The organism is Pinibacter aurantiacus (genome assembly GCF_019130065.1).
Taxonomy (GTDB): Bacteria; Bacteroidota; Bacteroidia; order Chitinophagales; family Chitinophagaceae; genus Pinibacter; species Pinibacter aurantiacus.
The window spans coordinates 348287-367452 of record NZ_JAHSPG010000015.1; the positions used below are offsets into that span (position 1 = coordinate 348287).

General features: G+C 40.7%; 13 protein-coding genes. 4 read left to right on the plus strand and 9 right to left on the minus strand.

Going from position 1 to position 19166, the window contains the following annotated elements:
- Nucleotides 1-67: 67 nt before the first annotated feature.
- From KTO63_RS19915 to KTO63_RS19925, 3 genes are read left to right on the plus strand one after another with little or no spacing between them, the layout of a single operon-like run.
- The gene (locus tag KTO63_RS19915; RefSeq protein ID WP_217793610.1) at nucleotides 68-2716 is read left to right on the plus strand and encodes a YfhO family protein; all 2649 of its coding nucleotides are present in this window, start codon (nucleotides 68-70) and stop codon (nucleotides 2714-2716) included.
- A 2-nt stretch (nucleotides 2717-2718) separates the two neighbouring features.
- The gene (locus KTO63_RS19920) at nucleotides 2719-3732 is read left to right on the plus strand and encodes a glycosyltransferase family 2 protein (RefSeq protein ID WP_217793612.1); all 1014 of its coding nucleotides are present in this window, start codon (nucleotides 2719-2721) and stop codon (nucleotides 3730-3732) included.
- A 57-nt stretch (nucleotides 3733-3789) separates the two neighbouring features.
- Nucleotides 3790-4647 (plus strand): glycosyltransferase family 2 protein, encoded by an 858-nt coding sequence (locus KTO63_RS19925; RefSeq protein ID WP_217793614.1) that lies wholly within the window; start codon nucleotides 3790-3792, stop codon nucleotides 4645-4647.
- An 8-nt stretch (nucleotides 4648-4655) separates the two neighbouring features.
- Here KTO63_RS19925 and KTO63_RS19930 read toward each other — a convergent pair whose 3' ends face one another.
- The 7 genes from KTO63_RS19930 to rfbF are packed head-to-tail and all read right to left on the minus strand — an operon-like array spanning nucleotide 4656 to nucleotide 11098.
- Nucleotides 4656-5678 carry a glycosyltransferase family 2 protein gene (locus KTO63_RS19930; RefSeq protein WP_217793616.1) on the minus strand — a complete coding sequence of 341 codons (1023 nt, stop codon included), beginning with the start codon at nucleotides 5676-5678 and terminating at the stop codon, nucleotides 4656-4658.
- Between the two features lie 16 nt (nucleotides 5679-5694).
- Nucleotides 5695-6567, minus strand: coding sequence for a glycosyltransferase family protein (locus KTO63_RS19935; protein ID WP_217793618.1), 873 nt, complete (start codon nucleotides 6565-6567; stop codon nucleotides 5695-5697).
- A gap of 38 nt (nucleotides 6568-6605) precedes the next feature.
- A complete protein-coding gene (locus KTO63_RS19940; RefSeq protein ID WP_217793620.1) occupies nucleotides 6606-7463 on the minus strand; it encodes an NAD-dependent epimerase/dehydratase family protein in 858 nt (285 codons plus the stop codon).
- 1 nt (nucleotide 7464) lies between these two features.
- Nucleotides 7465-8691 carry a class I SAM-dependent methyltransferase gene (locus KTO63_RS19945; RefSeq protein ID WP_217793623.1) on the minus strand — a complete coding sequence of 409 codons (1227 nt, stop codon included), beginning with the start codon at nucleotides 8689-8691 and terminating at the stop codon, nucleotides 7465-7467.
- A gap of 15 nt (nucleotides 8692-8706) precedes the next feature.
- Complete coding sequence (gene rfbC, locus KTO63_RS19950) at nucleotides 8707-9252, minus strand: dTDP-4-dehydrorhamnose 3,5-epimerase (RefSeq protein ID WP_217793625.1); 546 nt, start codon at nucleotides 9250-9252, stop codon at nucleotides 8707-8709.
- Nucleotides 9249-10337, minus strand: coding sequence for a CDP-glucose 4,6-dehydratase (gene rfbG / locus KTO63_RS19955; RefSeq protein ID WP_217793628.1), 1089 nt, complete (start codon nucleotides 10335-10337; stop codon nucleotides 9249-9251). The genes rfbC and rfbG overlap by 4 nt, the downstream gene beginning before the upstream one ends.
- Nucleotides 10322-11098 carry a glucose-1-phosphate cytidylyltransferase gene (rfbF, locus tag KTO63_RS19960; protein ID WP_217793629.1) on the minus strand — a complete coding sequence of 259 codons (777 nt, stop codon included), beginning with the start codon at nucleotides 11096-11098 and terminating at the stop codon, nucleotides 10322-10324. The genes rfbG and rfbF overlap by 16 nt, the downstream gene beginning before the upstream one ends.
- Nucleotides 11099-11389: 291 nt before the next feature.
- Between rfbF and KTO63_RS19965 the strand changes: the two genes are divergently transcribed.
- Nucleotides 11390-17500, plus strand: a complete 6111-nt coding sequence (locus KTO63_RS19965; RefSeq protein WP_217793631.1) for an Ig-like domain-containing protein — start codon at nucleotides 11390-11392, stop codon at nucleotides 17498-17500.
- Between the two features lie 94 nt (nucleotides 17501-17594).
- Here KTO63_RS19965 and KTO63_RS19970 read toward each other — a convergent pair whose 3' ends face one another.
- Both KTO63_RS19970 and KTO63_RS19975 read right to left on the minus strand, forming a co-directional pair.
- Nucleotides 17595-18050, minus strand: a complete 456-nt coding sequence (locus tag KTO63_RS19970; protein WP_217793633.1) for a hypothetical protein — start codon at nucleotides 18048-18050, stop codon at nucleotides 17595-17597.
- Between the two features lie 95 nt (nucleotides 18051-18145).
- Nucleotides 18146-18988 carry an FkbM family methyltransferase gene (locus KTO63_RS19975; RefSeq protein WP_217793635.1) on the minus strand — a complete coding sequence of 281 codons (843 nt, stop codon included), beginning with the start codon at nucleotides 18986-18988 and terminating at the stop codon, nucleotides 18146-18148.
- Nucleotides 18989-19166: the final 178 nt, after the last annotated feature.

Below are 19166 nucleotides of genomic sequence, written 5' to 3' on the forward strand. Positions count from 1 at the left end.
CTAATTCCTAATCCATCATCGGAATCAGTAAAATAGTATTATTTTGCCAACCAAAATTTTTTCAGCAATGCAACCAACCTGGCTTAAGAAGGTCCTACCTCACGTAATTGCAATATTAGTTTTTCTTGTTATTACCGTTATTTATTGTAGACCAGCTCTTGAAAGTGGTGTGACAATGGTACAGTATGATAATACCGGCGTCGAAGGAATGACACATCAGTTAAAAGAGCATCAAAAAGCCACCGGTGTTGCACCGCTCTGGAATACGAATGCGTTTAGCGGAATGCCGAATTTTAATATCTTATATCCGCTGCCTACATCTCCACTAAATATAATAGACAGTGCATTGCATTTGTGGCTGCCACAGCCAATGAGCTTCTTTTTCCTGGCTTGCGTATGTTTTTATATACTCTGTCTATGCGTTGGGATTCGACAGGCTGGCATTGCGATCATTGGTAGTATAGCCTTTGCGTATTGCACCTACGACCCTATCATTGTTGCAGCGGGTCACACAACCAAGATGCTCGCGATGGCATATATGCCGGCATTATTGGGGGGTGTTCTTTTATTATATCGAAAAAAATACATTGCCGGGTTTGTCCTGACAACGTTATTTACCGCCTTACATCTCGCGCAAAATCATCAGCAGATAAGCTTTTACATTTTCATCGTTATTGCGATCGCGTCATTGAGCTTTATCATTTTCTCTGTTAAAAAAGGAGAAATAAAACCAATGCTGATGTCGCTTGGATTAGTTGCCATTGCAGGGTTGCTGGGTCTTGCAGCAAACTCCTGTAACCTGTTGACCATTGCAGATTATACAAAAGACACAAAGAGAGGTGGCGTGTTGGTAATGGACCAAAAAGGAGAAGCTTCTCATAAAAGTGAAGGTTTAACTTCTGAATACGCGTTCATGTGGAGCTATGGTAAAATGGAGACATTCTCTTTAATGTTTCCTGCTATCCAGGGTTACGGTTTCCACTATGCTCAAAAAGATGGCGACCAGTGGATGTTCCCAAAACTGGACGAAAGTTCAAAAACTGCTAAATATTTTTCCGAAAAATTAAATGTTCCTGAAGATCAAGCTGCAGGCTATGCCATGCAAATGAGCCAAAGTCTTTATTGGGGACCGCAACCATCTACTGATGGCCCTGTGTTTTTAGGAGCAGTAGTTTGTATTCTGTTCATCATTAGCATGTTCTTTATTGACAAAGAATATAAATGGTGGCTACTTGCGGCCAGCATTGTTGCCGTTCTGATGGCCTGGGGCAGCAATTTTGCAGCGTTTAACGATATGCTGTTTAAGTATTTGCCTTTGTACAACAAGTTCCGTGCACCATCCATGATACTTGTTATTCCGCAATTATTGTTCCCGCTGGGAGCAGTTTTAGGCATTCAACAAATCTTAGCTGCAACTGACGAGAAGGATACCTGGAACAAAATCAAAAAGGCAGCATACGTTGCAGGTGCCATTTTTGTAATAGTAGGTGGATTTTATTTTACCAGCGATTTCAGTAAAGAAAATAAAGAAAGAAAAGCGGCTTTTGTGGACATGCTGAAAACTGATTCTACCCATATGCAAGCTGCATACAATGCATTGAATCAAAAATACCAGCCGAAAACGGATAACCAGCTCTTCGAGCAACTTATGTTCAATACAGGAAAAGAAGATGTGGCAAGTGGAGTGGTGAAAGCTGTTCGCCAGGATAGGGCCGATTTCCTGAAGAAAGATATTTTGATCGCATTGCTGTACTCCCTGCTTGTGTTTGGATTGCTATATGCATTTATCACAAAGAAAGTAAACGCAACGGTTCTGCTTGTTGGTATTGGCGTGGTGATGGCTATTGAACTGTTTACCATTAACACGAAATATCTAAACAACTACAACTTCGATTCGAAGGAAAAATTCCAGGAAGATGCGTTTCCTATGACTGATGCAGATAAAGCTATTTTGCAGGATAAAGATCCCAACTACAGAGTGCTTAACCTTGCTGAGCGTGCCGATCCTTTCCAGGATGCGAAACCATCTTATTATCATAAATCAGTTGGTGGTTACCACGCTGCAAAACTTAGCATTTACGATGATCTTATCAGCTACCAGCTCTCAGGCAAATTGAATTTACCTGTGCTGAACATGTTGAATACAAAATACCTGATTCAGTCCAACCCGCAAACCAATAAACCAATGGCAGTTCCGAACCCGGAGGCTCTTGGCAATGCATGGTTCGTGAAAGGAGTGCAATATGTAAATGGCCCTGCTCAGGAAATGAAAGCGCTTGATCAGTTCTCACCTAAAGACACCGCTGTTGTGGATGAGAAATACAAGCAAGTTGTAAACGGACAATTTGTATTTGATAGTACTGCATCTATCAAACTAACCAAGTTTGACAACGATGCCATTACTTACGAAAGCAACGCGGCAACTGCACAGTTAGCGGTATTCAGCGAAATTTATTACAAAGACTGGAACGCATACGTAGATGGCAAAAAGACAGATGTGATCAAAGCCAACTATGTTTTGCGTGCATTGGTTGTTCCTGCAGGCAAACACACGATCGATTTCAAATTCGAGCCTAAAGTTTATTTGAGAAGCTTTACCATCGATACGATCGCCGGCTGGTTGATATCAATACTGGCGCTTGGCTGGCTTGTAAAAGAGTTTTTAAACAGTAGAAAATCGACGCAACCGGCACCGGCGCAAAAAAGCAAGGCTTAGCAATGACAGATCTATCGATCATATTTGTAAATTATAAATCAGCCGGATTATTAATTGATTGCCTGGATAGCATTTATAAAGAAACGACAGGCACTTCCTTCGAAATCATTGTAGTAGACAATAACTCTGAAGATAATAGTCAGGAAAAAGTAACCAGGTTGTATCCAGATTTAAAATGGATACAACTTGATTACAATGCCGGTTTTGCACGCGGCAATAACGCAGGCATTCCACATGCTACAGGAAGAAACATTCTGCTCTTAAATACCGATACGATTATCCAGGAAAATGCATTGTATAAAACAGTAGCATTGTTTGAAGCGCATAAGGAATATGTTGCCTGCGGCGTTCAATTGCTGAATACAGATGGCACGCACCAGATTTCCGGAGCGCATGTTATGAAAGGCGGTTTGAATACACTGCTTCCACTGCCTTATCTTGGGAGTTTTGTAAGATACTGGGGCTATAAACTCAATGCAAAAATTCCGAGCGTTACAACTGTTGCTGCCATTACCGATGTAGACTGGGTGATCGGCGCTTTTGTGATGGTAAGAAAAGATGTCCTCTCCCGCTCCGGTTTACTTGATCCCGATTTTTTCATGTACGCAGAAGAAATAGAATGGTGCGCAAGACTAAAGAAACAGGGCAAGCTTTGCTTGTTTGAAGAACCCAAAGTGGTTCATATTGGAGGCGGTACCAGCAGCGACTTTTATGATGAAAAGGAATGGAACAATGGCAAAAATCTCTGGAACCGGAGAGGCCGCCAGGTTATAGTATCAACGCAACTACGCATCCGCAAAGAGTTTGGTATTGGTTGGTTCCTGGTGCTCACATTCTTTTACGCGATTGATGTGCCGGTTTTCTTTTTCGGATTAATAATAGAGAAGCTGTTTAAGGGCAAGAAAGCAAGGTACAGCTGGCAAAATTTTATTGAGTACAGTAAAAACATTGGCGTGTTGCTCAGTTACTTTTTCAAGATGCTTGGCAATAAACCATATTTCTATAAAGTAAAATAAGGAAGTTACAGGCGGTGAAAAAACTCACAACTCACCACTCATAACTCATCACTAACAATGCAGTTATCCATCATTATTATCAACTACAATACTTTTACGCTAACGTGTAATTGCATTCGTTCCATACACGAAAAGCTCATTGGCCTTTCGTATGAAATTGTATTGGTAGATAATGCCTCTGTAGAGCGTGATCCAAACGAATTCAAGACACTGTTTCCCGATATAGTACTAGTTGCCAGCGACACAAATACGGGCTTTACAGGTGGGAATAATCTGGGAATAAAACATGCATCAGGAGAGCACGTCCTTTTGCTTAACAGCGATACCGAATTAATCAACAACGCTCCTAAAATCACTTACGATTATTTAATAGAACATCCTGACACTGGCATGACCACCTGCCAATTGTTGTATCCTGATGGACGGAAGCAATACAATGCCCGCAGGTTTCGCACCATTGGCTGGGAATTGCTGGAAGTATTTCCTTTCTACAAATTGCTGCCTAAAGAAAAGAGAGAGTCTTTAATGCTGCACCATTACTTCGATCATGAGAGAGAAATGGATTGCGATTGGGTGTGGGGCACATACATGATGTTTCCTAAAAGAATAATCGATCAACTGCCCAACAAAGAACTGTCAAACATTTTCTTTATGTACAGCGAAGACACGCTCTGGTGCTGGGAATTCAGACAGTTAGGTTATAAGATCCATTTTCTGCCACAGGCCAAGGTAATGCATATACATAAGGGAAGCTCAAGCAAGGAAAAACATTTGCAGGTTAGAAAAATGGGCATTAAGAACCATGCAGCTTTCATGCATAAGTTCTATCCCGATTGGCGCTGGTATGTGTTCGCTGCTATTTATTACACAAAGCAATATGCAGCATTGACGGCAACCAGATTGCTAAACAAATAAGTTCTCCATTACTTTAGAACAGGTTTTGAATACATTTTCTTGAACATAAGAAATAAGTTCCGGCCAAGCTTGCTTTTATCGATCAATGCCGCAAGCTTTATGCTTGACTCCTTCATTGGATCAAATGGTTTGCCAGGAATCAATCGCTTAGCGTATCCCACAAAAGTATCTACAGTATTCTTAACGCTTAATTCAGTGGTTCCATTTTGCCTTGGTGTTCTTAACAAACGGTGGCACATTGCCTTGCATTCGCTCAATAAAAATGCTTCACCATTTTCAAGAATAACGTTGCGATATTCAGGCCCTGAAGCTTGTACATCCTGAAGATATTTTACAAACCTTTCAAAAGCATCCTGGATCTTTTTATCAGACGAAGTGGTGGTAGCACTTTGATGAATTCTAAAAGAAAAACAAACTTCTTCTGCTGTTACTTTATAACCAATCTTTGTGAGATTCAACCACAGTTCGTAATCTGCGAACAGCAGGCCGGGATAATCAGGAATACCCCCGAGCTTATCGTAGTCAGCGCTTCTCATCAAAAATCCGGTGCCAACAATATCAAATCTCTTAGTCATTATGCTCGTCAGGAAAGACTCCGCATCTTCCACCGCCTGCATTGGCCTTGAAGGTCGTATGACCTTACTTTGAGAATCGATCAAATTAAAGTGCGTCTGAAACAAACTGGCATCAGGGTATTTTTTTATCAACTTTTCCATTACCTCCAGGTAATTACTTTCCAGCACATCATCATGACCTATCAACGTAATAAACTCATTTTTCGGCACACCAACGGTCCTTGCCCAATTTTCTTCGATTGACAAAGATTTATCGGAACGGTAAATAACAATTCTTGGATCATTTAGACTTTCAAGCCATTCCGCAGTACCATCTGTGCTGCAGTTATCAAGTACAATAAAATTGAAGTTGCCGTATGTCTGCGAAAGAATGCTTTTCGCACATTCCTTTACATATTCGCCACCGTTGCGAACGGGTAGTATGATGCTGAATTGAATATTGTTAGATAACTCCACTTGTATGCCTGTTGTTTTAAGAAAGTCTGCCTAGTTTATTTCTTTTAAAATCAAAGTATCCTTTGATGATCATTTGCAAAGATTTAAACTTCTGCAAATTATACAACAAATTGTTTTTGTAAACATGAAGCAGATGTATATCTCTTTTTTTAAAAACCTCAGGGAAGTGCTTCTTGTACTTTTTCTTCATTAACAGATGATTCCTTGTCATGTAGTACAGCCTTACAGGCGGATGCAATGTGCGAAGAGATTTAGCGCCTGTTTTTACTGATCGTCCCTCCTTCAAGGTCCCTAAACTATGCAGCAAATAAATGCCTTTGCAGACCAATGTTTTCCAGCCGGCGAGTGCAATTCTATACGAAAAATCGGAGTCAACTTCGTCTATAAACAAGTCCTCATTCATCAGTCCCACTTCGTTCAAACACTTAATATTAATAAATGTTCCTGATGTAATAATGGCAAGCTCTTCCTGCAAAACAACATGCTCGTTAGGGGTTCGCACCTCGTTACTAAACTCAACTCCCAGCTGGGCTATTTTACTATCATTGATATTTATGGCCCTTACCGTTTCAATATACTTTGAAAAATTGTCGAAAGTAAAGCTTGAATCCTGGTCCATTGTAAGCAACCAATCAAAGCCATTGCGCCTGCATTCTTCCAATGCATAATTTATGCGGGGGCCAATCCCCCTATTTACTCCATCCTGTATAAAGGTTACATTTAAAAAACTGTTGGAAAAGATAGCCGGGTCAATTAATCCTTCTTCTGAATTATCTATCACCCAAAGCTTCTCCAGTTCAGCGGAATAGCTTCCTATATTTTTTTTCACCTCCTCAATATCTGGATTGTAGAGTATGACAACTCCGGCAAGGCGCTTTTTAAAATTCATACGGTAAAAATAGCGTGATTGTTATCTGCCTTAACGTATTACTCAAGATGTAATATTTGACTGATCTTTTTATTATCTCCCCAAAAAGCCATGGGCTCGTAATCGGGGTATGGATAAAATCCGAGATTAAGTTTTATGTCTTTATTTTTCTCTTTCAAATAATTCAGCACCAGTTCTTTCACTGTGATTGGAACGCCACTGCAACAATTTATAACGCCTGTTACTTCTTTTTGTAAAGCAACTTGTACAATATATCCGGCAACTTTTGTCACTGGCAAATAATCGCGAACCTGCTCCCCTCCACTCATATTGAACACGGGTTCACCGGCATCCAACGCTCTATCCAACTGTGATAATAATGATTTGGGATTTTGCCCCTTCCCGTACATGTAAAACAACCGGAGCCATTTAAACGAAAACGAAAAACTATTTTGCAATGCCTCGACTTGTTTTCTCAATTCATCTTTTGCTTTGGCATAATAGTTATCCGGGTGCACCGGCATATCCTCGCTTAGTTTGCCTTCCTGCATTCCGTATTCAAAACAGGTACCGGTTATGTTGATATCCTTAGCTCCGTTCCTAACCATGTTGCTTATAAATTGAAAATGCCTTGGCAGATTAACTTCGTAATGGTAAGCTTCCTTATAAAAAGGCAATCCTTCCCAGGCAAGATGAATAACAACATCCGGCTTGCCGAAAAAATCAAAGTAATCTGTATTATCGTCAAAGAGCGTAAAATCAAAAGCTTTATAGATCACTTGTGAAAACCAGCTAAACTCCTTTGCTTTATCAATGTTTGATGATGAAGCGACCACCATGCATTCGTTCTTCAACAATTCGTTTACCACATAGTTTCCAATAAAGCCTGTGGCACCGGTTACAAGTACCTTCTTCATTTTACAATATTTGCAGTTGAGGTATTGGAATTACGAATTTTCCACCCCAATCTTTAATATAAGCAAGCTGATTCACTATTTCCTCTTTCAGGTTCCATGGAAATATGATGACAAATTCTGGTTTCTGAGCTTTCAAATAAGCTTCGTTCACAACTGGTATATGACTTGCCGGTAAGAACTTATTTTGTTTATGCGGATTGGCATCTACTACAAAATCAATCAGGTCATTCTTAATGCCGCAATAGTTCATCAGCGTATTTCCTTTTGCAGCAGCGCCATATCCGGCCACTCTTTTATTGTTTCTTTTTTGTTCCAATAAAAAACCGAGAAGGTCCAGTTTTATTTTCAGCGCCTTGTCCTGGAAGTTATTGTAGTACTCCATAGACAGCATGCCCTTGTTCTTTTCTTTTAGAAGAAGCGCTTCTACATTTGGAGAAAGGTTTTTTGAACCGTCTTCTTTATGTTTTGCATATATTCTCAACGATCCGCCGTGTGTTCGGATCTCTTCTACGTCAAACATTTCCAGCCCTTGCGCTGCAAAAATTTCTTTTACTGTATAGAAAGATAAATAAGAGAAATGTTCATGATAAATGGTGTCGAACTGGTTATTATCCACCAATTGCATTAAGTGAGGAAACTCCATAGTGATCACACCATCATCCTTCAAAATCGTTTTCATTCCCTTCACAAAATCAACGATGTCAGGAACGTGAGCAAGCACATTATTACCCAACAACAAATCAGCTTTGGTACCTTTATCGGCAAGCTTTTGCGCAAGTGTTGTTCCAAAAAAATCTACAACAGTTTCAATGCCTTTTCCCACTGCTACCTCAGCCGTGTTCGAGGTTGGCTCAATCCCCAACACAGGAACATTTTTTTCCTTGAAATATTGAAGAAGATAACCGTCATTCGATGCTATCTCAATCACCCGTGAATTGCTGTTGAACCCAAAACGGTCGCACATCTTATCAGCATATTTTTTTGCATGTTGCAACCAGCTTGTAGAATAAGAAGAAAAATATACATAGTCGCTATTGAAAATAGCATCAGACTTTTTGTACTCATCTACCTGCACCAGGAAACATTTAGGGCAAGTGTACACCTTCAATGGATAAAAGGCTTCCGGCTCGTTCAATTGCTCCTTAGTTAAAAAAGAGTTCGATGCCGGAGAATTGATGAGATCAATAAAAGTGTCGGTTAATTCTGTTTTACAAAACCTGCAATGCATATTATATTTCGCTTATTATATTCCTTTAAAATTATTGTCTATTAATGGATGGTTCAAATCCCTGTCTGATACATTCACAGCCGCCAAGGGCCATTGAATGCCAATCGCCGGATCATCATATCTTATACCACTTTCCACACCGGGCTTATAAAATTGGCTATGATGGTATATTAATTCCGCATTTTCCGTTACTGCCTGGAACCCGTGTGCAAAGCCCTTTGGAATGTATAACATCTTCCTGTTCTCAGCAGAAAGTTCTGTTCCAAAATATTGCAAAAAAGTTGCCGAATCTTTTCGAAGATCAATTATCACATCATACACCGCACCACTGATGCAACGCACCATCTTTATTTCTTCAAATGGAGGCAACTGAAAATGCATTCCGCGGATGGTTCCTTTTTTAGTTGTAAAAGAATGATTCATTTGCACCCACTCAGCATCGTGCCCAATTTGCGCAAACTCGTCTTTGCAATAAGTCCGGGCAAACCATCCTCTACCATCTCTAAATACATTCAGGTCAATTACAAAACTACCCTGCAGCGATGTTGGTGTAAAAATCATAGCCCAAGGTATTTTTTTATCTGCTCAAAAGTAAAATCGAGTTTGTCTGCGTTCGTTTGCTTGTACCAATTCAAAGTCCATTCTATCGCCTGTGCGGCGTCAAGTTTAGGTTGCCATTCTAATTCCGTTATTGCTTTTGTAATATCAAGTTGCAACAAACCGGCCTCATGCGGCTGATTCTTATCGGAAATATCGTTCCAACTTCCTGCGCCCCAGGCTTTGATTGACACTTCTACAAGTTCTTTAACTGACAAGTGATCTTTGGGTTGCGGACCAAAATTGTAGGCTCCGCTATATTTCGCCGGCTCAGCATCAAGCAGTGCTCCCAGGATCAAATAGCCACACAATGGCTCGAGCACGTGTTGCCACGGACGTACGGCATGTGGATTGCGAACATCAATCGCAAGTTCAGCAATCAACGATCGCACGATGTCAGGAACAATTCTGTCCTGGCTCCAATCACCACCACCAATTACATTTCCTGCCCTTGCGCTGGCTAATGCTTTTTTATGGGAAGCGTATTTCTGTACATTAAAAAAAGAGCTTCTGAACGAATTCACCACCAATTCTGTACAAGCTTTGCTCGCACTGTAGGGATCGTAGCCGCCCAGCACGTCGCTTTCCTTATATAATGTTCCGTTTTCTTTATTCTCGTACACCTTGTCTGTAGTGACCACCACCACAGTACATTTTTTCTGCAGAGCGTTTACTGCTTCAAGCACATTCGCCGTACCTACCACATTTACTTCAAATGTTTCAGCGGGAACTTTATATGATCTTCTAACCAGTGGCTGTGCAGCCAAATGAAAAACAAAATCCGGCTGAAAACTTTCTATCTCAGCATTTAACTTTTGCTTGTCTCTTATATCCGCAATAACACTTTGTTCTATTAAGTTTTGCTCTGCAAGGTGGGCGTACAAACTGTCTGCATATTCCGGTTCCAGCGCATAACCTTTTACGTTAGCACCCAATATGCGCAAAACAGAAACGAACCAACTGCCTTTAAACCCAGTGTGGCCCGTTACAAAAACTTTCTTTCCCCGATATGAATTTTCAAGACGGTTCATCGTTACCAAACTTTCCATTTTGCCTGATTATTTTTCCATAGATCTTCCAATTCAATCTTATCTCTTAGTGCATCCATGCATTTCCAAAATCCTTTATGCTGGTAAGCTACGAGTTCGTTGTCCTCTGTAAGTTTTTCCAAAGGTTCGTCTTCCCACATCATCTGGCTCATATCTGCTTGCAGGTATTTAAAGACTTCTGGTTTCAACACGAAAAAGCCTGCATTGATCCACTTTCCTTCATCCTTTGCTTTTTCTCTGAATGATTCAACTTCGCCATTGGCCGCAAGATCCATCCCGCCAAAACGGGCTTCGAGCTGCACTGCAGTAACAGTGGCAATTTTGTTATGGGATTTGTGAAAAGCAATCAACTCATCCATATTTACGTCGCATACACCGTCTCCGTAGGTCAACATAAAATCTTCGTTACCTATATACTTTTGCACTTGCTGAAGCCTGCCTGCAGTTTTTGTATTAAGACCAGTTTCTACGAGGGTTATTTTGAAATTTTCACTCTGTGTGCCCAGAACTTCCATTTTGTTGTTTGCAACATCTATTGTTATATCCGAATTATGCAAAAAGTAGTGCATAAAATATTCTTTAATAACATACCCTTTATAGCCGAGACAAACGATAAAATCATTAAAACCATAATGACTATAAATCTTCATGATATGCCACAAAATGGGCTTACCACCAATTTCAACCATTGGTTTTGGTCTAATGTCTGTTTCTTCGGAAATCCGTGTTCCTAAGCCACCGGCGAATATGACAACTTTCATTAATATTATTTTTTCTAAGCTGCTAAAATCAACAAACTACACATTACAAAAACTACACTTAACTTAACATAAACCGGGTAAAACTAATACTTTATAGAATACTATCATCAGCCCCGGTCTTTTTTGCTGTTTTTTTATTTCTTTCCAAATCAAGCCAAAACGTTTGTACTAAAGCGTTTAAAAGGTTCCTTATAAAAGCATCTCCCATTCACAAACTAATAACATGAAAATTTAGCACCCTCGAAAAAAAGTGTTTTTTTTGCACCTACCCCAAACTCCCGGTAAACCCTTATGGCATTAGAAAAAGTATTTAAGCCTGTCCTATTTTGTTTTTTATTTGTTTGCTTTTTGACAACTGTGGGTTCTGCCAATGATGGCGGAAAATCACGATTTAAAAAAAACAATGTAAAACTAGACAATACAACCAAAGAAAACGCGCCACCTTGTCCAACGCTTTCCGGCACACTTACAGGAAGTACGACATGCATAAACAGTCAACCAACATTAACGTTTACCTCCACAACCGGCCAGGCTCCATATACAATAACATTTACCAATGGAACTAAAAACTTCACTGCAACGAATGTAAAAAGTGGTGTATCATTTACAGTTGCTGAAACCATTGCAAACAACACTTATTATTCTCTCCTAAGCATTACTGATGCAAATGGCTGTTCTAATAACGTGTCCTCGACCAGCACAGGAACAAACCTTATTGCAAACGGGGATTTTTCACAAGGCAATACCGGTTTTACATCCTCATATCATTATACCCCAAACAATGTTACAGAAGCAGAGTATTATGTAGGATCAAACTCCTACGTTTGGAACCCCCACACTGCCCAATGTTTTGATCACACCAGCGGGAATGGAAATATGATGCTTGTGAATGGAGCACCCACGGTAAATGTGGGCGTTTGGAAACAAACGATAACTGTAACGCCAAACACGAATTATGTCTTCTCGGCGTGGATCGAATCTATTTCTCCCAACAATCCGGCAATGCTGCAGTTCTCGATAAATGGTGTTCAGCTCGGAAATGTGTTTCAGGCTTCCACTACCACGTGCTACTGGCAACAGTTTTATACAACCTGGAATTCGGGCAATAATACAACAGCAGTTATCAGCCTGATCAACCAAAATAATATTGTGCAGGGAAATGATTTTGCGATCGATGATATTGTTTTTTCAGGAATAAAGCCGGCAAACGAAAAGACCTTAGTAGAGGTAAAAGATTGCAGTACGCCTTCGGCGAGCTTCACAGCACCAGATACAGTTTGCGTAAACACACCTGTACAAATCACAAACACATCTGTTGCCGGCAGTAGCTATTATTGGAATTTTTCTGTAGCTGATATCAATAAAACGCCTATCGGACAAAACATAGGCAATGTTGGAGGAATGCTTTCAAGCCCGGTTTTTATCGACATTGTTTCAGACAATGGCAACTACTATGGATTCCTTACCAATTATGTTGGCGGACATCTTATAAGATTTGATTTTGGTAACAGTATGCTCAACACGCCTGTTGCAACGGATCTTGGCAACTTTGGAATAATGCCCTTGCCAATAGGCGTAGAAGGTATACAGGTAGTAAAAAATAATGGAAAATGGTACGCAATTATTGTAGGGGGAAGCGCCATTGCGGGAAATAGTGCCAGGATAATCAAGATAGATTTCGGAACAAATATTGCCAACAATTCTCCTACCGCCACCAACTGGGGCAATCTTGGAAACATGGAGCAGCCAATTGATTTGAACATGTTTGAAGAGAACGGAAATTGGTACGGCTTTACCGTGAACGCAGAGAACAACACTGTTACGAAGTTCTCTTTTGGCAATAATTTCAACAACCCTCCCGCGGCCACCAATCTCGGTGGATTTGGTTTGCTTAGTTATCCGACAGGGATCAATGCTATTCACGAAAACGGCAATTGGTATGTGTTCATAACAAATGCCACCAGCTCAACAATTACGAGACTCGATTTTGGCAGCTCACTAACTAACACTCCCACAGCAGTAAATCTTGGCAATCCAAGCAATGCATTGAATCAGCCAAGGGATTTAATTATCATGCGTTTTTGCGGTCAACTGATTGGTTTTGTAGCAAATGGCAAGGACCCCAATCGCCCATCATCAAACGATCTTACTAAACTTGATTTTAATGACCTGATCACCAATTCGCCAACAGGTACATCTTTGGGCAATATTGCCAATTTCCAGTTTCCGCACTCTTTGTCAAGGCTGTTCCGCGAAGGCTCGGATCTTTATACATTTATTCCAAACGTACAGAATAACACGCTCAGCCGTTTGAAATTCGCAGGAAGCAGTGATGTCAATATTCCCAACTCATCATCGAAGACACCTCCTACCGTCACCTATTCCAAACCCGGCATTTACAACATCAATTTGCTGATGGACGAAGGCTTACCTACTCAAAGTTCGTATTGTAAATCTGTTGTCGTAGTTGCACCCGAAACAGCATTCCTTGGAAAAGACGTATCTACTTGTGACAAGACCTACACAATAGATGGAACAAGACCCAACGCCAAAAGCTATTTATGGAGCAATGGTGCAACCACCCCAACGATAGCGGTTAACCAAACGGGTGATTACTGGGTAGAGGTTACAACAAATGCGCCTTGTCCTGCAAGAGACACCATCAACATTCAGTTTAAAACCTGCGCCATTGCCGGTTTCACCGCACCTGATACAGTATGCGTAAATACGCCACTAAAGATTACGAACACTTCAGTGCTTGGCACCAGTTTTTATTGGAACTTTTCTGTTGCCGATATAAACAAAACGCCTTTAGGTGAAAATCTTGGTAACGTTGGCGGAGCACTTTCAAGCCCGGTTTTTATAGACCTTGTTTCGGATAACGGCAAATACTATGGTTTTCTGACCAACAATATACCAAGTCATTTGATACGATTCGATTTTGGCACCAGCATGACAAATACTCCTGTGGCCACGGACCTCGGCGATTTGGGCGCATTGCCAATGCCGCAGGGGCTTGAAGGTATACAGGTAATTAAAAATAACGGCAAATGGTATGCGATCATGGTTGGAGGGGACCCGGGCGCCGGCAGCACTCCGAGAATTGTAAAGGTAGATTTTGGCACCAACCTGGAAAATCCAAACCCTACCGCAACGAACTGGGGAAATCTTGGAAATCTATTAACTCCTGTTGATTTAAACATCTTCCAGGAAAACGGGAAATATTACGGCTTTACTGTAAATGCCAACAATAACACCGTAACAAAATTTGATTTTGGCACCGACTTTAACAATCCTCCTGTTGCAACGAATCTTGGTGGATTTGGTTTACTCAATTATCCGACGGGCATTAACGCAATTAATGAAAATGGCAATTGGTATGTGTTCATCACAAATGCAGGCAGCTCAACAATTACAAGACTTGATTTCGGCAGTTCGCTAAACAATATTCCTGTAGCTGTTAACCTCGGCAACCCAAGCAACGCATTGACCCAACCGAGAGACCTGACGATCATGCGTTTTTGCGGACAACTGATTGGCTTTGTCGTTAATGGTAAAGTGCTTGGTGGAACAACTGCTAACACACTTACCAAGCTTGACTTCAACGATCTTATTACCAATGTGCCAACCGGCATTAACATGGGCAATAATGCCAACTACAGCTTTCCCCATTCTTTATCGAAAGTTTTCCGTGAAGGAAATGACCTTTACACGTTTATTCCAAATGTCGACAACAACACACTCAGCCGTTTGAAATTTGCAGGAAGCAGCGATGTTGACATTCCGAATTCGCCGTTGCAAACGCCACCACTTATTACCTATTCCAAGCCCGGCATTTACAATATCAATTTGTTGATGGATGAGGGTTTGCCTACACAAGGCTCTTTCTGTAAATCAGTGCTTGTATTACCTGCACCAGATGCACGCCCGACACTGGATACTTTCCTTTGCCGCGGCGACAGTGTAAAGCTGCAGGCTTACTCCAAGTACAGCAAATACTTATGGAACAACGGAGCAACCGATACAGCTATATTCGCCAAAGCTGCCGGCAGTTATTATGTAGAATATGATTACTATGGTTGCAAAGGAAAAGATGATTATACCACTACGGTAAAAGAGTTGCCAATCGTTAATCTTGGCGTTGATACAAGCATTTGTAAAAATGATTCATTGCTGCTTGATCCAAAAAATCTTGGCGCAAAATTCTTATGGCAGGATAAAAAAACGGATAGTGTCTATTGGGTTAAAACGGCCGGCAACTACAATGTAAAAATTACGGACGAATTTGGCTGTGTTCAAAAAGATACGATCGCTGTTGGCATATTCGCTTTGCCAAACGTAGGTTTGCCAGATAGCAGCTACTACTGCAAAAATGACTCGCTGCAATTAGATGCAGGAAAGAATGCAACTATCTATTCGTGGGATAATGGAGAAAGCACGCAAACGATTTGGGCAAAGACCATTGGCAACTATATTGTAAAAGTCACAGATGCGAATGGCTGTGTTAATAAAGACACCAGCTATATCAGTGAAAGAGCTTTGCCGTTGATTGATTTGATCGAGGATACTTCTATTTGTAAAAACGATTCGTTGCTATTAGATGCAGGTGCAAACGCAACGAAATATGTATGGCAGGATGGGTCTTCCAAAAATACTTTCAAAGTAAAGCAAGCAGGCTTTTACAAAGTTGTTATTACAGACAAATACGGTTGCAGCAATAAAGACTCTTTGAATGTTAGCACATTGGAGCTACCGGTAATTAATCTTGCAAGCAACGCTTCTATTTGTAAAAATGATTCTCTCCTGCTTGACGCGGGCACCAATGGCCTGAAGTACTTGTGGCAGGATGGTTCAGCAAATCAAACAATCTGGGCAAAGCAGGCGGGAAATTATGTAGTGGCAGTTACGGATGCCAACAATTGCACAAACAAGGACACTACGGCCCTTTCTATATGGCAATTGCCTGTGATAACACTTGCCGATAACACAACCATTTGTGTCGGAAGTTCTGCCCAAATAAATGCATCCTCGGCAACAGGAACACTGTATCAGTGGGTATCTTCTCCTACGCTATCGGCCGCAAATATTTCGAACCCTATTGCCACTCCAACAGATACAACTAAATACTACTTAAAGGTTACCGACGCCAACAACTGTTCAAACAAAGATTCTATAACTGTGAATGTCGTAGCTGTACCAACAGTTACAATGCGCAAGGATACCGCAATATGTACTGGTTCGTCAATTGTTTTGGCAACACAAGCAACTTCCACGAACAAATATGATTGGTCGCCTGCAGCAACGCTTGACAACCCATCTATTGCAAATCCGACAGCAAAACCAGTAACAAAGACAACGTACATAGTTAAAGCTAGTAATGATGGTTGTGCGTCGAACGGACAAGTGACCATAGATATTTTGCCGCTGCCGACGATCGTGAAAAGTAATGACACTACAATTTGTATTCCTGGCAGCGCACAACTCAAGGCTTCAGGGGGAGTTTCTTACAAATGGTATCCGGTAGTAGGGTTAACCAATGCGCTTATTGCCAATCCTGTTGCAACAGCTAATAGCAGCACTTATTATAAAGTGCAGGTTACTGACGCCAACAATTGCAGCAAGCTGGATTCAGTTTACGTAAAAGTATTACCGCAACCTGTCTTTGCAATTGATCCCGGAAATCCGGCATTGTGTATTAATGATTCGTTACTTATAACGGCCAGCGGAGGTGACGTTTATCAATGGACCCCTGCAACAAAAATACTGAACGCAAATGACGCAGCGGCGACAGTGTTCCCGGCAGCAACAACCGACTATGTTGTTACCATCACCAACAAAACTTGTAACGTATCAGATGTTTTAACGGCGCACATAAAAGTAAATCCTTTGCCATCGATCACTATGCGCAAATCAAACGATATTGATTGCATTAATCCGAGCACAAACATTACTGCTTCGGGAGGTATCGAATACAAATGGTGGCCGGCAGAATACCTGAATGATCCAACAGCAATCAGTCCCGTTGCCAGCGTGCTTCAAAACACGGAGTTCTATGTAAAAGTGACCGACAAAAACACTTGCTCTAACACCGATAGTATAATGGTGAACGTTACCCACGATGGGGAAAACCTATTCGTTGTGCCGAATGCATTCACTCCAAATGGAGACGGTCAGAACGACTGCTTCAACATCCGTCATTGGGGAGTAAATAATAAACTGGTTGACTTTAGCATTTATAATCGCTGGGGCGTGAAAGTGTGGTCAAGCTCAAACATTGCCGATTGCTGGGATGGAACATTTAAAGGACAACCTCAACCGGCTGGCGGATTTGTTTACATTATTCATGCTAAAACAATTTGTGGAGATATAGTTAGAAAAGGACTGGTGATGCTGGTGAGGTAATATTCTCTTTGCGGATCAAAAAATAAAACCAGCCTTGATCGGGCTGGTTTTATTTTTTGTATCAACTATTATCGAAGTTAATGTCGCCTACAAATCAATTAATTCGCGCTAGTGTGAATTTGCCATAATTGTTGGGTTGTCCACTAGTTTGCCAGGCTCCCTGGGTAAGCTTTCCACTTTTATCCCATTTTCCTATCATGGTTTGGGTCACATTCACATTGTTCGCAACACCATAAACAGAAGTCACAGTACAAACAAAAACGCTATCCCTCAGCGTCCATTTGCCAACTGACAAATTTTGCTGCCCACCAGCACTAGACTCAATGATAATAGTACTATCAGGCTTAATTGAAAAGCCAAAATACCTTTCTCCTAAACCAGGTTGCAGATCTACTGTATAAGCACCAGTCCACAATCCTTCAATTGGATAAGTAGTAGGTTTTGTTGCTGGTTGTTGAGCGTTGGTCTTTGTACAGCTACTAATTTGAAATAGACTGATCGCCAGAGCAAAGGCTGTTAGCACTATCGAACCTAAAAGAAGTTTTTTCATTTTCTAAAGTTTAAAAATGGGTTTATCGATAAAGATATTAAATGCCAGAATATAATCAAGCCATTAAAGCATTTCAAAAAAAAGCAATATAATTTCTATTGATGATCAGTCTTGAAACAGTGTATATTTAGTTGTACGTCATAAGCAGGTGCATCAGTGCCACTTCTTGAAAATGGCGTCTTATAAACTTTTACTGCTTCAGCGATATAGTACTTAAACTGATTTCTTTCCAGTATTTGCAGCATCTCGTTTAACTTATACCCTTCATTGAAATTGCCATGATACTCCAAAAACAGATTGCCCACAAAATGCAATTTCTCTTCAATGTCCTTCATCACTTCGTATTCGGCACCTTCAATATCAATCTTAAGAAAATCCACTTTAGCATTGATAACATCTCTTAACCTTACAGCCTGTACGCTTATGGTAGCACCTTTGGTATTATCTGCAACAATGTGGCTACTCATGTCATTGCTGCTCTCAAAATGCAGCGTGGCATTTTCAATCCAAACCGCTTTATTTTCCAACACTACATCTTTAGTATAACCGAAAGACGCCATGTTATCCGTAAGCAATTTAAAATTTTGCGCATCTGGTTCAAATGCGGTAATCTTTGCGGTCGGACATAATTGTTTCAGGTAAATCAAACTCATGCCTATGTGAGAGCCACAGTCTATCACGCGGGCATTTTCGGGTAATTGTTGTTTGTATATTTCATCAACAAAAATTTCGGACAAGCCGTGATACACCTCAAATGCATTCTTATAATGTAAGTTGCCACCAAGAATTTTCAGTGTTTTCAAACTCGTGTCAGAAGAATTCTTAAGATATCTAACATCAAGCCAGCCGACACCTATTTTCTTATATGGATTTGCAAGGGCCGCCTTTGCCTTGCCAACAAAACCTTTTGTGATTTTTCCGAGAAATGAATTTGCCATTTTATTATTACATTATCTAAGCCAGGTGCAATTATTGCAAGTCGCAAACCTAATACTTTAGGCATATATCGCAAATAAAATGATTGAATAATTGAATCATTGGTTTGTCGAGAAAGAACGGAACTTTAGTTTATTCAATTATTCAGTTACTCAGTTATTCGATTATTAAAAAAGCCAG